This window comes from Bacillus sp. FSL H8-0547 (genome assembly GCA_038002745.1).
Lineage (GTDB): Bacteria > Bacillota > Bacilli > Bacillales > Bacillaceae > Bacillus_P.
Genome location: JBBODD010000001.1, coordinates 1,805,675 through 1,818,928, shown reverse-complemented (window position 1 = coordinate 1,818,928; position 13,254 = coordinate 1,805,675). Strand labels below are relative to the sequence as shown.

The following is a 13,254-nucleotide window of genomic DNA, read 5'->3' as shown; positions in this document are numbered from 1 at the left end:
TTATTTTTTCACGCGGCCCCGCAAATTAAATGCTAAATCAATTATACCTAAGATTCTTACGAGATACATCAGGATCGGCACAATCAATGACACAATGACCGCAACAATCGGTATCGCTTTTGAATAGTTTTTCACATAGCTGTAGAACCAGATGAATGAAAATCCCTGGATGACAAGGAGCATCTGCAGCATAAACAGAAGGTTAACAGCGGCGATAAAAAGAAAGCTTCCTTCCTGAAGATCGAAAAACATCAGAAAACTTACACCGAGGTAATACCATACGATGCTTGAAGGCAGTTTCCACTCGCGGAAGTGCTTAAGCTTTGCCATCTGCACATTCAGTCTTTTCATCACCGGAATGGCCGCGGCGTGCGAGAGCAGGGTGAAAATAAAAGCAGAAGAGAGAAGGACACTTGGAATCAAGTAGCCTATGAGCTTCATCTGCTCTTCCAATTGTTGAATTGCGTCTTCATTTGCTTCCTGGCCCACTGCTGCCATCATGGATCTCGCCATTTCAAAGGTTTCATCCATCGCAGCTGTCATTTCCTTCACAGGATCAACCTGAAAAAACGCAACGGATGCAGCATACAGCACGACAAAGCTCAGCAGAAAGGAAAGTGTTCCAGCGATTAAAGCTCCTGCTGTCTGCTTTTTTCTGTAGAAATGACCCATCACAATCCCGCTTATTGAAAAAATCAGGGTCAGCGGCAAAGCAAACAAAGAACCAATTAACAATGGCACAGCACACGATGCAGCCGTCAGAATGCCTGCCGGCTTTAACCCATGCCTGACCGTATACAAAATAAACGGCAGCGGCATAAAGAACATTAAAATTGCCCCAAACAGCGGCAGATAAAGCGTCATAAATGTTAAGACAGCAAACAGCGCCAAAAGAATCGCGCCTTCTGTCAGTACGTTAACACGTTTCACAGATTCACCTCTTTTTTACCTTCCAAGCTTATTTTAAATGAAGCGCTGCATGCAAATCAAATCATGTCAGGGTTTCTTTGAATAATAAAAAAAGCAGCAAGGAATCCTCACTGCCTTTTTCATCTTATTATTCGCCAGAAACGTATGGAAGTAAAGCCATTTGACGAGAGCGTTTGATAGCAATCGTTAATTTACGCTGATATTTAGCGCTAGTTCCTGTTACACGACGTGGTAAGATTTTACCGCGCTCAGAAACGAATTTTTTAAGCAAATCTACATCTTTGTAGTCGATGTGAGTGATTCCGTGTGCAGTGAAGTAGCACACTTTACGACGTTTTGCACGTCCACCTTTGCGTCCGCCTGCCATAGTTGTTTCCTCCTTCCGTAACTTTATTTAGTTCGAGCTGTATGTTTTAGAACGGTAAGTCATCATCAGAGATATCAATCGGCTTTCCATCGTTAGCGAATGGATCGTCATCAAAGTTCGAACGCCCTTGATTACGCTGATTCTGATTTTGATTTTGGTTTTGGCTGAATGGATTTTGCTGTCCGCCTTGTCCACCCTGGCCTCCGCCGTAATAATTGTTGTTTCCGCCACCGCCGCTGTTTCCACCACCGCCGCTTTTAGGCTCAAGGAACTGGACGCTTTCTGCAACCACTTCGGTTACGTATACGCGCTTGCCAGTCTGGTCTTCATAGCTGCGTGACTGAAGACGTCCATCAACGCCCGCAAGACTGCCTTTTTTAAGGAAGTTTGCAACGTTTTCGGCTGGACGGCGCCATACAACACAGTTAATGAAGTCCGCTTCTCTTTCGCCCTGCTGGTTTGTGAAGGCACGGTTTACAGCTAATGTAAAAGTAGCAACTGCCGCTCCGGCTGGAGTGTAGCGCAGTTCTGGATCTTTTGTTAGTCTGCCGACTAAAACAACCCGGTTCATCATCAGAATCATCCTTTTCTGAGATATCTAATCTATATGAATTACGCTTCTTTTCTAGTTACCATGTGACGCATGATGTCTTCGCTGATTTTAGCTAAGCGGTCAAATTCTTGAACAGCTTCAGGCTTTGATGCAACTTGAAGAAGCATGTAGTAGCCATCGCGAAGATCGTTGATTTCGTAAGCAAGACGGCGCTTGCCCCACTCTTTCACTTCTTCAACTTCCGCACCATTGTCAGCTAAAATTGTGTTGAAACGCTCAACAAGAGCTTTTTTAGCCTCATCTTCAATGTTTGGGCGGATGATATACATGATTTCGTATTTATTCATCTCTTACACCTCCTTTTGGTCTAAACGGCCCTAAACGGGCAAGGAGCAATTAACATTTCAATTACTCACAAGTTTAAATTATAGCAAACAAATGGACTTTAGGCAACCCGGGATTAGACATTAAAACGGAAATGAATAACGTCCCCGTCCTTCACGATGTATTCTTTTCCTTCAAGGCGCACTTTTCCGGCTTCACGGGCTGCTCCCATTGTTCCTGCATTCAGCAGATCTTCATAGGAAACCGTTTCTGCGCGGATAAATCCGCGTTCAAAGTCAGAGTGGATGACACCGGCACACTGAGGTGCTTTCATGCCTTTTTTGAACGTCCATGCGCGCACTTCCTGAACGCCTGCCGTGAAGTAAGTAGCAAGGCCAAGCAGGTTGTATGATGCTTTGATCAGCTGATCAAGGCCTGATTCTTCAATTCCGAGCTCTTCAAGGAACATTTCTTTTTCTTCGCCGTCAAGCTCTGCAATTTCAGATTCAATCTTGGCGCAGACAACAATAACCTCTGCTTTTTCGTCTGCTGCAAATTCGCGGACAGCCTTTACATATTCATTGTTTGACGCATCTGCCACTTCGTCTTCAGAAACGTTTGCTACATAAAGAACCGGCTTGCTTGTAAGCAGGTGAAGATGCTTTACGATCTTCATCTGTTCGTCTGTAAATTCGACAGAACGGGCTGGTTTGTCATTTTCAAGCGCCTCTTTAAGCATTAACAGAACCTCATGCTCATAAACGGCATCTTTGTCTTTTTGTTTTGCAAGCTTGCCGACGCGGTCTGCACGTTTGTCTACTGATTCAAGGTCTGCAAGGATCAGTTCAAGGTTGATTGTTTCGATATCATCAATCGGATCCACTTTTCCTGCAACGTGAGTGATGTTGTCATCTGCAAAGCAGCGGACAACGTGGCAGATTGCATCTACCTGACGGATATGGGAAAGGAACTTGTTTCCAAGGCCTTCTCCTTTGCTTGCGCCTTTTACGATTCCTGCAATATCGGTAAATTCAAATGCAGTCGGAACCGTCTTTTTAGGCTGAACAAGATCTGTCAGCTTTTGAAGACGCTCATCCGGCACTTCAACGATCCCTACGTTCGGATCGATTGTGCAGAACGGGTAGTTGGCTGATTCTGCTCCAGCCTGTGTGATGGCGTTAAAAAGAGTCGATTTCCCGACGTTCGGAAGACCGACGATTCCAGCTGTTAAAGCCATAATGAATTCCACTCCTCTATATTTAAATGGCCCTTATCAAAAAGGGCTTTGCGTTTTATCTTCTGGACAAAAAAAAGACAAGTCCTCGTTTCTAAACCAATCTTCAACAATTATAGATAGTAAAGAAGGAAATGACAAGCTAAAGAGGGAGAGGCCCGGAATGCTGAAATGGCATTTTCTCCACTAAAAAAAGGAAAACCGGCTTGTAAATCCGTGTTTTTCCTTTATAAAAACTTATTCTTCATGTTTTACTAATCTTTTTTTCATCTTCCGGGCAAATTCCCGGCGCGGAATCATGACACTGTGGGAGCAGCCTTCGCATTTGATGCGGATGTCCATGCCCATTCGGATAATTTTCCAGCGGTTCTCTCCGCACGGATGGGGTTTTTTCATTTCGACAACGTCATTTAAGCCGAACTCTTTATCCACTATTCCGTCATCCTTTCTTTTGTCCTTGATTCCTCGTTTCTTGAGTACATCACCATGCGCGGATATGGAATTTCAATTCCGTGCTCATCAAGCCTCATTTTAATTTCCTTTCTGAGCACCCTTGAAATATGGAAATGCTTCATAGGGAGAACCTCGCTTACAACCCGGAGTACAACTTCAGACGGTCCGAGATTCTGCACGCCGAGCAGTTCAGGCGGCGCGACCATTTCTTCATATTTATCAGGAAGCTCAAGCAGAAGGTCCTCAATGACTTTTTCTGCCTTTGGGATGTCTCCCTCATAGGCAATGCTGACATCAACAAACGCCACGCTGTTGTTGATCGAGAAGTTTGTCACTTCCGTTATGTTCCCGTTTGGAAGAATATTGATTTCACCGGTCCAGCTTTTGATTTTTGTCGTCCGCAGGCCGATTTCTTCAACCGTTCCTTCAAACTGCCCTACACGGATCATATCCCCTACAGAAAACTGATCCTCAAAAATAATGAAGAAACCCGTGATAATATCCCGTACAAGGTTTTGCGCGCCAAAGCCGACGGCAAGACCGACAATTCCCGCTCCTGCAAGAAGCGCCTTTACATCAAAGCTCAGCGTCTCAAGAATCATGAGGAGAGCAATGAAGTAAACAAGATAGGTCAGAACATTGTCCAGCAATTTAACAAGGGTGTTTTCTCTCCGCTCTGAAATCCTGAGCGGCGATTTGGTGCGGAGCATGAAAATCTTTCCGATCACCACATTGCCGATCTTGATCAGGATGGAGGCAAGAATCAGAATCCCGATGATTTTCAGCAGGCCTTGTCCTGCACTGAGCCACATATCTTCATTAAAAAAAGAATCTGTCATTTTATTTATCAGCTTGTTGGCAAAGTCCACTATTTATCAACCTTTCTAATGAAAGATAAAACATTCCTAAAGATAAAATTTATTTTAGCAACTTTTCATAGGAAATGACAGTCCTGACCTAAAACTCCCGCAATCACGTAATCATGTATAGAATTCTGAATTCTTCCGTATACTGATACTACTAAAATGAGGGAGTGAAAGGATGAATTTTAAACCTGGCTTTTTAAAACCGTCGCGTGACCGTATCCATTATGAAGATGAACATGCGGCCGAGCAGCTGTCAGCTGAACTGAAACTCCTTCATTCTGTACGGAAACCGGTTGTTGTGCTCTGCATTGGAACAGACCGTTCAACAGGCGATTCCCTGGGGCCTTTAGTCGGAACAAAGCTGAAGGAAGCAGGCCTGCGCCATTTTCATATATACGGAACACTTGCAAACCCTGTCCATGCAGTTAATTTAGAAGAAACCATAGAGGCGATTGAACGCGTCTTCCATAAGCCGTTTATCTTAGCTGTAGATGCATGCCTCGGCAGGTTAAAAAGCGTCGGGACGTTTCAGGTTGGGGCTGGCCCGATCAAGCCTGGCGCAGGTGTCAACAAGGTTCTTCCTGAAGTCGGAGACATCCACATTAATGGCATTGTCAATGTGAGCGGATTTATGGAGTTTTTTGTCCTTCAGAACACAAGGCTGCATCTTGTGATGTCGATGGCCTCGATTATTGCGGACAGCATTGCATCCATTGACCGCGAAATGAACGCAGCGCCGACAAAGAAAAAAACCTCCTGGCTGAACCAGGTAAAGGATGCCAGCAGGTCTATACAGTAAGATTATACAAGTTTCATCACAGTGATGATCACAGCAACGACAGCCAGACTCGGAAGCAGATTTGCCACGCGGATGGCTTTAATCGAGAGCATGTTCAAGCCGATTGCAAAAATCAGAATTCCGCCGACTGCTGTAATTTCTGAAATAAGATCATCAAGCAAACTCTCAGGGATATATTGATGAATCACATTGGCAAACACGGCGATGCCGCCTTCATACAAAAAGACCGGCACGGCTGAAAACAGTACGCCTATGCCAAGCGTGCTCGAAAGAACCATGCTCGTAAAGCCGTCTATCATGGACTTCGTATACAGAATGTCATGGTCCTGTCTAAGACCGCTGTCAAGCGATCCGACAATCGCCATAGCCCCGATAACAAAAATAAGTGTGGCCGACACAAAGCCCTGCGCAAAGTTTCCGGTCTGATCCCTGCTGAATTTCCGTTCAAGCAGGCGTCCGACCCGGTGAAGCATTTGTTCAATATCAATCGCTTCCCCAATGACGGCTCCAAGCACTAGGCTGATGATCACGATGAAAAGCTGCTTGCTCTCAAGCGCCATATCAAGCCCTAAAACCATCACAAACAGACCGATTCCAGCCATGACGGTCTGTTTCATCGTCTCAGGTATTTTCCTCAGCAGAAGGCCTAACAGGGCCCCTGCAATGATACCCGCTGCGTTAACCAAACTTCCTGTTAAAACCAATTTATATCACTCCGTTTAGCTGTATGTACTGTCAGCCAAAGCAAAAGAAGCCGCCTTATGGGCAAGATGGCTTCCTAAGATGATTGCTCCGCTTCAAGCAATTCCAGAATTCTCTCGAGATCTTCCTTTGAGAAAAATTCAATTTCAATTTTACCTTTTTTCTTTTGCTGCCTGATGGTGACAGATGTACCGAAATACTCCCGCAAGTAGGATTCTCTCTCTTTAATAAACACATCTTTGCTGACAGCCTTCTTTTTCGTTTCACGTGGAACGTTTTCGTTCAGCTGCTGCACCAGAAGTTCCACCTGGCGGACATTCAGCTGTTCCTTCATGATTTTTTCAGCGAGCGGCTTCACTTTCTCTTTGTTTTTCAGTCCAAGCAGCGTTCTTCCGTGGCCCATTGAGAGCTTGCCATCGGATATATGCTGCTGAATGGCTGACGGAAGGGAAAGAAGCCTCAAATGATTGGCAATGTGAGGTCTGCTTTTGCCGAGCCGCCTGGCGAGTTCCTCCTGCGTAATGTGCATGTGGTCAAGCAGGGACTGATATGCAGCAGCCTCTTCAATCGGAGAGAGGTCTTCTCGCTGAAGGTTTTCAAGGAGAGCAAGCTCCATCATCTGCTGCTCGGTCAGCTCCCTAACAACGGCAGGCACAACCTCAAGTTCTGCTTCTTTCGCCGCGCGGTACCGTCTTTCACCGACAACAATTTCATAGCCCTTTATGCTTTTTCTCACAACGATCGGCTGGAGAATGCCATGCTGAAGAATGGATTCCTTCAGTTCTTCAATCGCACCGGGTGCAAATGTTTTTCGGGGCTGATAGGGATTGGGACGCAAATCCTTCAGTTTGATTTCCTGATAAGATTCATCTTTGCCGGCTTCTATATTCGTAAAAAAAGCGTTAAGTCCTTTTCCTAACCCTTTAGCCATTCACTACCACTTCCTTTGCCAATTCTAAATATACATCTGCGCCTCTTGATCGCGGGTCGTAAATGATAATCGGCTTTCCATGACTTGGTGCTTCACTTAAACGCACATTACGGGGAATAATCGTTCTGTAAACTTTATCGCGGAAATACTTTTTCACTTCTTCAATGACCTGTATGCCCAGGTTGGTCCTGGCATCAAGCATTGTCAGGAGAACGCCTTCAATCATTAAATCGGTATTCAAATGTTTTTGGACAAGCCTTACTGTGTTCAAAAGCTGGCTCAGCCCTTCAAGAGCATAATATTCGCATTGCACAGGGATGAGGACGGCATCAGAGGCCGTCAGAGCGTTGATTGTCAGAAGCCCGAGAGAAGGCGGACAATCGATAATCATATAATCATAGTTATGTTTTACTTTTTCAAGCGCACGTTTCAGACGGACTTCCCTGGAAATGGTCGGGACAAGTTCAATTTCGGCACCCGCTAATTGGATCGTGGCCGGAATAACATCCAGATTTTCGACAGCAGTCGGCTTTATGACATCTACTACATCTGCATCATCTACTAAAATATCATAAACACATAGTTCAACATCTGCTTTTTCAATTCCAATACCGCTTGTCGCATTTCCTTGTGGGTCAACATCAACGAGCAAAACCCGTTTTCCAATATAAGCCAGGCAAGCGCCAAGATTTACGGAAGTTGTTGTTTTGCCGACTCCGCCTTTCTGGTTCGCAATGGCAAGAATTTTCCCCACAGTGTCACCTCATTCACTAGACATGAACTCTATCATCTCTTTATTCTATCATGAAATATGGACAATAGTTTGAACTTTTTAGGAATTTAAAAAAATGCGCCGATAGGCCGTAAACCCTGTTTTATCAGGTTCTGTCCGCAAAAGAAAAGCCCGCCTGCAACGGACGCAGGAGAGCTTATTTCGGGATTTTTATCGTGAATTGAATGTATTCTTCAAACTCTTCTTCTTCGGCATTAATTTTGACGCCTGTGTCTGCAACCATTGAGAGCGACTGGCGGATTGTGTTCATGGCGATGCGCGTATCACGGCTGAACGCTTTTCGTTTCGCTTTTGCTTTTGGCGCCGTTTTTTCGAGCATTTTCACAACACGGTCTTCTGTCTGCTTCACATTGAGCTGCTTTTCCATAATTTCTGCAAGCAAAAGGATTTGAGGTTCAGGTTTCTTAAGAGGAATGAGCGCTCTCGCATGCCTTTCTGTGATCTTCTTCTGAAGCAGCGCCTGCTGCACTTCATCCGGAAGTTTCAGCAGCCTGAGCTTATTCGCTACTGTAGACTGTCCTTTTCCAAGTCTCTGTGCAAGGGCTTCCTGCGTCAGGTTATGAAGCTCGAGCAGCTTTGCATAGGCAACAGCCTCTTCAATGGCAGAAAGTTCTTCCCGCTGAAGATTTTCGATCAGCGCAACAGATGCCGTTTCCGTATCGTTGAAATCCTTGATGATGGCAGGAATCGTTTCCCAGCCAAGTTTTTGAACAGCTCTGAATCTTCTTTCCCCGGCAATAATTTCATAGTTGCCGTCTGCCTGGCGCACAACAATCGGCTGAATGATGCCATGTGTGTGTATTGTAAGAGAGAGTTCCTCAATTTTTTCATCAGCAAATACAGTACGCGGCTGAAAACGGTTCGGGACGATGTCCGCAACCGGAATCTTCTTTACCTCATCATATACTGAATCATCAATTTCTTCTGTATCTATTCCTGCTGTTTTTTCTGCTGTATCTTCTTTTTCTCCCAAGCCGAAAAAACGAGAGAATGGATGCTTCATGAGCCTACACCACCTTTAGAAACTGCCATCATATTATTTCTCTTTCAAGTCTCTTTTTTCCTGCATGCAAATCAAACTTTCCACCTGATTCGCTTCACTGAAGAACCCGCTGTCTTCAGGCGAGCCTCTACTCAAGAGGAAGTTTATTCGGCGTACCCGGTTTTCGCGGATATTTTGCAGGTGTTGGTTTTTGCTTATGGATGACGATGATTGAGCGCTCACTTTCTTCAAGAGGCAGCTCAAAAGCATATTTATTTTCTGTTTTTCCGCCGAGAGTGCTGATGGCTTTTCTCGCTGTTAAAAGTTCATCTTCCGCACTTGCAGCCTTCATGGCCACAAAATGTCCGCCCGGCTTGACAAGCGGGAGGCAAAGCTCGCTTAATACGGAAAGGCGCGCTACCGCTCTCGCTGTCACAACGTCATACGACTCTCTGTGTTCTTTCTTTTTGCCGAACGTTTCGGCTCTGTCGTGATAAAGGGAAACCCCGGACAGATTCAGAGATTTTGAGAGGTGGTCGAGAAACGTGATGCGTTTATTCAGGCTGTCCACAATCGACACGTTCAGATGCGGAAAGCATATTTTGATCGGCAGACTCGGAAAACCGGCGCCTGCCCCTACATCACATATGGAAAGCGGCTTTGTAAAGTCAAAATAAAAAGCAGCGGAAATGGAGTCGTAAAAATGCTTTAAATAGACTTCCTTTTTTTCCGTAATCGAAGTCAGGTTCATTTTTTCATTCCACTCTACAAGCAGATCATAGTATGTCTCAAACTGCTGAAGCTGCGTATCTGTCAGGGTGATTCCTTTTTCTTCGAGACTTGCCTTAAATAACGAAATGTCCATAGTCAAAACCTTTCTGATGCTATTCGTTCGCCACTCTGGCGATCTTGCCCTGTTCTAGATAAACAAGAAGAATGGAGATATCAGCAGGATTAACCCCTGAGATCCGCGAAGCCTGTGCCATTGAAAGCGGTCTGACCTCTTTCAGCTTCTGGCGCGCTTCTGATGCAATCCCTGAAATTGCGTCATAATCGATGTTTTCAGGAATTTTTTTGTTTTCCATTTTCTTGAGCTTTTCCACCTGCTGAAGAGATTTCTCAATATAGCCTTCATACTTGATTTGAATTTCAACCTGTTCAGCTATTTCTCCGGAAATAATTTCATCTGCCGGAACAAGCGCCTGAATATGATTGTAGTTCATTTCCGGTCTTTTGAGGAGATCGGCTGCACGGATTCCGTCTTTCAGCTCGCTTCCGCCAGCCTGTCTGATGACGTCTTGAGTTTGCTGATTCGGCTTGATGATCACGGTGCTTAAGCGTTTCTTCTCTTTTTCAATCTCGTCTTTTTTCAGAAGGAACGACTGATAGCGCTCTTCTTTAATCAAACCGATTTTATGGCCGGTTTCTGTAAGACGCAGATCCGCATTATCATGTCTTAACAAGAGACGGTACTCTGCTCTTGAGGTCAATAAACGATACGGCTCATTCGTGCCTTTTGTGACAAGGTCATCAATCAGAACTCCGATATAAGCGTCCGAACGGCTCAGAATGACCTCTTCTTTGCCAAGGGCTTTGCTGGCGGCGTTAATTCCGGCCATCAGTCCCTGTCCGGCGGCTTCTTCATAGCCGGATGTGCCGTTGATCTGTCCGGCAGTGAAAAGTCCCGGCACCTTTTTCGTTTCAAGGGTCGGCCACAGCTGCGTCGGAACGATCGAATCGTATTCGATTGCGTAGCCTGCGCGCATCATTTCTACCTTTTCAAGACCAGGGATTGATGAAAGAATGCGTCTTTGCACATCTTCAGGAAGACTTGTTGAAAGTCCCTGCACGTACACTTCCTGAGTGTTTCTGCCTTCAGGCTCAAGGAAAATCTGATGGCGCGGCTTATCGTTGAAGCGCACCACTTTATCCTCAATGGACGGGCAATAGCGCGGACCCGTTCCTTTGATCATGCCTGAGTACATCGGCGAACGGTGCAGATTGTCGTCGATGATCCGGTGCGTTTCTTCACTTGTATAAGTAAGCCAGCAAGGAAGCTGGTCTGTGATGTATTTTGTCGTTTCATAGGAAAAAGCTCGGGGTACGTCGTCTCCCGGCTGAATCTCTGTTTTGCTGTAGTCGATGGAGTGGCTGTTGACCCGCGGAGGCGTGCCTGTTTTAAAACGGACCATATCAAGGCCAATTTCCTGAAGGTGCTCAGACAGCTGAATAGAAGGCTGCTGATTGTTCGGGCCGCTTGAGTATTTAAGCTCCCCGAGAATGATTTCCCCTCTAAGGAATGTGCCTGTTGTCAGCACAACCGTTTTGGCGCGGTATTCTGCACCTGTCTGCGTGATGACCCCGCGGCATTCGCCGTCTTCCATGATCAGTCGCTCGACCATTCCCTGAAGCATCGTCAAATTCCGTTCATTTTCCATTGTTTTTTTCATTTCATGCTGATACGTAAACTTGTCTGCCTGAGCACGAAGCGCTCTGACAGCCGGTCCTTTTCCTGTATTCAGCATTCTCATTTGAATATGTGTTTTATCGATATTTTTTGCCATTTCTCCGCCCAAAGCATCGATCTCGCGGACAACAATTCCTTTAGCCGGCCCGCCAACAGACGGATTGCACGGCATAAACGCGACCATATCGAGATTAATCGTCAAACACAGCGTTTTGGCGCCCATTCTTGCAGAAGCGAGAGCAGCCTCAACTCCCGCATGGCCGGCGCCTACGACAACAACATCATAATCACCTGCGTGATATCCCACGGCAGTTCCTCCTTAAAAAAGTCATTTATAAAAAAAAGCAAAATGTAAAATCGTGCAGCTTATTTTCCGAGACAGAACTGGGCAAACAGCTGATCAATCAGGCTTTCATGAACAGCATCCCCGATGATTTCGCCGAGAAGCTCCCATGTGCGCGTCAGATCAATTTGAACGATATCAATTGGAACGCCTGCATCAATGGCTTCAAGAGCATCACCAATTGACCGTTTTGCCTGCGACAGCAGGGCAATGTGTCTTGTATTTGAAACATAGGTTAAATCCGAAGGACCGACTGCCCCTTCAAAAAAGAGGGAGCTGATGGATTCTTCAAGCTGGTCAATGCCCTGTTCTTCAAGCAGTGACGTCGTGACAACCGGCGAGTTTCCGGCAAGCTCTTTTACCCGGTCCAAATCAATCTGCTGAGGCAGATCTGTTTTATTGACAATCACGATGACATCCATCCCGCTGACAGCTTCAAACAGCTGTTCATCTTCCTGTGAAAGAACTTCGCTGAAGTTCATGACAAGCAGAATAAGGTCGGCCTTTTTCAGCACCTGTCTGGATTTTTCAACGCCGATCCGCTCTACGATGTCTTCCGTCTCGCGGATTCCCGCCGTATCGACCAACCTGAGAGGCACGCCCCTTACATTCACGTACTCCTCAATCACGTCTCGCGTCGTTCCCGGAATATCTGTGACAATCGCTTTATTTTCATGGATGAGGCTGTTAAGCAGCGAGGATTTCCCTACATTCGGACGGCCTACGATAACAGTCGAAAGGCCTTCCCGTAAAATTTTCCCCTGCTGGGAAGTCTGGAGCAGCTTTTCAATTTCCTGCTTCACATACGTCGCTTTTTCAATGAGCACACTGTGCGTCATTTCTTCAACGTCATCGTATTCAGGATAATCGATGTTCACTTCAACGTGGGCCAGTGTCTCAAGTATTTCCTGGCGCAGCTTTTGAATCAGCTTGGAAAGTCTTCCTTCCATCTGGCCAAGCGCTACGTTCATGGCTCTGTCCGTTTTGGCGCGGATGAGGTCCATCACCGCTTCAGCCTGGGACAGGTCAATTCTTCCGTTTAAAAACGCACGTTTTGTAAACTCACCAGGATCTGCAAGTCTTGCTCCTCCGTTCAGGGCAAGCTGCAGGACACGGTTAACCGAAACAATGCCGCCGTGGCAGTTGATTTCAACAATATCTTCTCTGGTGAATGTTTTTGGTCCTTTTAATACAGACACCATCACTTCTTCTACAATCTGGCCTGTATCAGGATCCTTTATATGTCCATAATGAATGGTATGACTATCAACGTCACGCAGTCTTTTTCCGGATGGTCCGGAGTAAAGCCGGTCAGCTACCGCGATGGCTTCATCGCCGCTCAGTCTGACAATGGCGATCGCTCCCTCTCCCATCGGTGTGGATATAGCCGCAATCGTATCGAAATCCATGCGTTTCACCCCGCTTCTTTCAAAATTAATCTATAATGGCATGTTCTATTAAATACGCAGTCAAATTTATAAGATATCACAGTTATTTCTTATTTGAAAGG

Annotated in this window: 15 protein-coding genes; 1 reads left to right on the top strand and 14 read right to left on the bottom strand. The window is 45.7% G+C overall.

Features of this window, described 5'->3' with window-relative positions:
• The 7 genes from MHB63_09055 to MHB63_09025 all read right to left on the bottom strand — a co-directional run bounded on the left by MHB63_09055 (position 1) and on the right by MHB63_09025 (position 4,700).
• Positions 1–930: a YybS family protein gene (locus MHB63_09055; GenBank protein MEK3806674.1), complete on the bottom strand. Its 930-nt coding sequence runs from the start codon at positions 928–930 to the stop codon at positions 1–3.
• Between the two features lie 127 nt (positions 931–1,057).
• Positions 1,058–1,297 (bottom strand): 30S ribosomal protein S18, encoded by a 240-nt coding sequence (gene rpsR / locus MHB63_09050; protein MEK3806673.1) that lies wholly within the window; start codon positions 1,295–1,297, stop codon positions 1,058–1,060.
• Between the two features lie 46 nt (positions 1,298–1,343).
• On the bottom strand, positions 1,344–1,871 hold the full coding sequence (ssb, locus tag MHB63_09045) for a single-stranded DNA-binding protein (GenBank protein MEK3806672.1): 528 nt from the start codon (positions 1,869–1,871) through the stop codon (positions 1,344–1,346).
• A gap of 38 nt (positions 1,872–1,909) precedes the next feature.
• On the bottom strand, positions 1,910–2,197 hold the full coding sequence (gene rpsF, locus MHB63_09040) for a 30S ribosomal protein S6 (GenBank protein MEK3806671.1): 288 nt from the start codon (positions 2,195–2,197) through the stop codon (positions 1,910–1,912).
• Between the two features lie 113 nt (positions 2,198–2,310).
• On the bottom strand, positions 2,311–3,411 hold the full coding sequence (gene ychF / locus MHB63_09035) for a redox-regulated ATPase YchF (protein ID MEK3806670.1): 1,101 nt from the start codon (positions 3,409–3,411) through the stop codon (positions 2,311–2,313).
• A gap of 234 nt (positions 3,412–3,645) precedes the next feature.
• A complete protein-coding gene (locus MHB63_09030) occupies positions 3,646–3,843 on the bottom strand; it encodes a DUF951 domain-containing protein (GenBank protein ID MEK3806669.1) in 198 nt (65 codons plus the stop codon).
• Positions 3,840–4,700, bottom strand: a complete 861-nt coding sequence (locus MHB63_09025; GenBank protein ID MEK3806668.1) for a mechanosensitive ion channel family protein — start codon at positions 4,698–4,700, stop codon at positions 3,840–3,842. The genes MHB63_09030 and MHB63_09025 overlap by 4 nt, the downstream gene beginning before the upstream one ends.
• Positions 4,701–4,902: 202 nt before the next feature.
• Here MHB63_09025 and yyaC point away from each other — a divergent pair, with 202 nt between their 5' ends.
• Positions 4,903–5,526, top strand: coding sequence for a spore protease YyaC (yyaC, locus tag MHB63_09020; GenBank protein MEK3806667.1), 624 nt, complete (start codon positions 4,903–4,905; stop codon positions 5,524–5,526).
• 2 nt (positions 5,527–5,528) lie between these two features.
• On the opposite strand, the gene MHB63_09015 is transcribed toward yyaC, so the two are convergent.
• From MHB63_09015 to mnmE, 7 genes are all read right to left on the bottom strand, one after another.
• Complete coding sequence (locus MHB63_09015; GenBank protein ID MEK3806666.1) at positions 5,529–6,230, bottom strand: DUF554 domain-containing protein; 702 nt, start codon at positions 6,228–6,230, stop codon at positions 5,529–5,531.
• A 74-nt stretch (positions 6,231–6,304) separates the two neighbouring features.
• Positions 6,305–7,159 (bottom strand): ParB/RepB/Spo0J family partition protein, encoded by an 855-nt coding sequence (locus MHB63_09010; GenBank protein ID MEK3806665.1) that lies wholly within the window; start codon positions 7,157–7,159, stop codon positions 6,305–6,307.
• On the bottom strand, positions 7,152–7,913 hold the full coding sequence (locus MHB63_09005; GenBank protein ID MEK3806664.1) for an AAA family ATPase: 762 nt from the start codon (positions 7,911–7,913) through the stop codon (positions 7,152–7,154). The genes MHB63_09010 and MHB63_09005 overlap by 8 nt, the downstream gene beginning before the upstream one ends.
• A gap of 175 nt (positions 7,914–8,088) precedes the next feature.
• Positions 8,089–8,955, bottom strand: coding sequence for a nucleoid occlusion protein (gene noc / locus MHB63_09000; protein ID MEK3806663.1), 867 nt, complete (start codon positions 8,953–8,955; stop codon positions 8,089–8,091).
• Between the two features lie 127 nt (positions 8,956–9,082).
• Entirely contained in the window at positions 9,083–9,799 is a 717-nt protein-coding gene (gene rsmG, locus MHB63_08995) for a 16S rRNA (guanine(527)-N(7))-methyltransferase RsmG (GenBank protein MEK3806662.1), read from the bottom strand.
• 19 nt (positions 9,800–9,818) lie between these two features.
• A complete protein-coding gene (mnmG, locus tag MHB63_08990; protein ID MEK3806661.1) occupies positions 9,819–11,708 on the bottom strand; it encodes a tRNA uridine-5-carboxymethylaminomethyl(34) synthesis enzyme MnmG in 1,890 nt (629 codons plus the stop codon).
• Between the two features lie 59 nt (positions 11,709–11,767).
• Entirely contained in the window at positions 11,768–13,153 is a 1,386-nt protein-coding gene (gene mnmE / locus MHB63_08985; protein MEK3806660.1) for a tRNA uridine-5-carboxymethylaminomethyl(34) synthesis GTPase MnmE, read from the bottom strand.
• Positions 13,154–13,254 lie beyond the last annotated feature (101 nt).

Coding starts and splice junctions, on each gene's coding strand:
- rpsR (MEK3806673.1), bottom strand. CDS start 1,297: ATGGCAGGCGGACGCAAAGGTGGACGTGCAAAACGTCGTAAAGTGTGC.
- ssb (MEK3806672.1), bottom strand. CDS start 1,871: ATGATGAACCGGGTTGTTTTAGTCGGCAGACTAACAAAAGATCCAGAA.
- rpsF (MEK3806671.1), bottom strand. CDS start 2,197: ATGAATAAATACGAAATCATGTATATCATCCGCCCAAACATTGAAGAT.
- ychF (MEK3806670.1), bottom strand. CDS start 3,411: ATGGCTTTAACAGCTGGAATCGTCGGTCTTCCGAACGTCGGGAAATCG.
- MHB63_09025 (MEK3806668.1), bottom strand. CDS start 4,700: ATGACAGATTCTTTTTTTAATGAAGATATGTGGCTCAGTGCAGGACAA.
- yyaC (MEK3806667.1), top strand. CDS start 4,903: ATGAATTTTAAACCTGGCTTTTTAAAACCGTCGCGTGACCGTATCCAT.
- MHB63_09010 (MEK3806665.1), bottom strand. CDS start 7,159: ATGGCTAAAGGGTTAGGAAAAGGACTTAACGCTTTTTTTACGAATATA.
- noc (MEK3806663.1), bottom strand. CDS start 8,955: ATGAAGCATCCATTCTCTCGTTTTTTCGGCTTGGGAGAAAAAGAAGAT.
- rsmG (MEK3806662.1), bottom strand. CDS start 9,799: ATGGACATTTCGTTATTTAAGGCAAGTCTCGAAGAAAAAGGAATCACC.
- mnmE (MEK3806660.1), bottom strand. CDS start 13,153: ATGGATTTCGATACGATTGCGGCTATATCCACACCGATGGGAGAGGGA.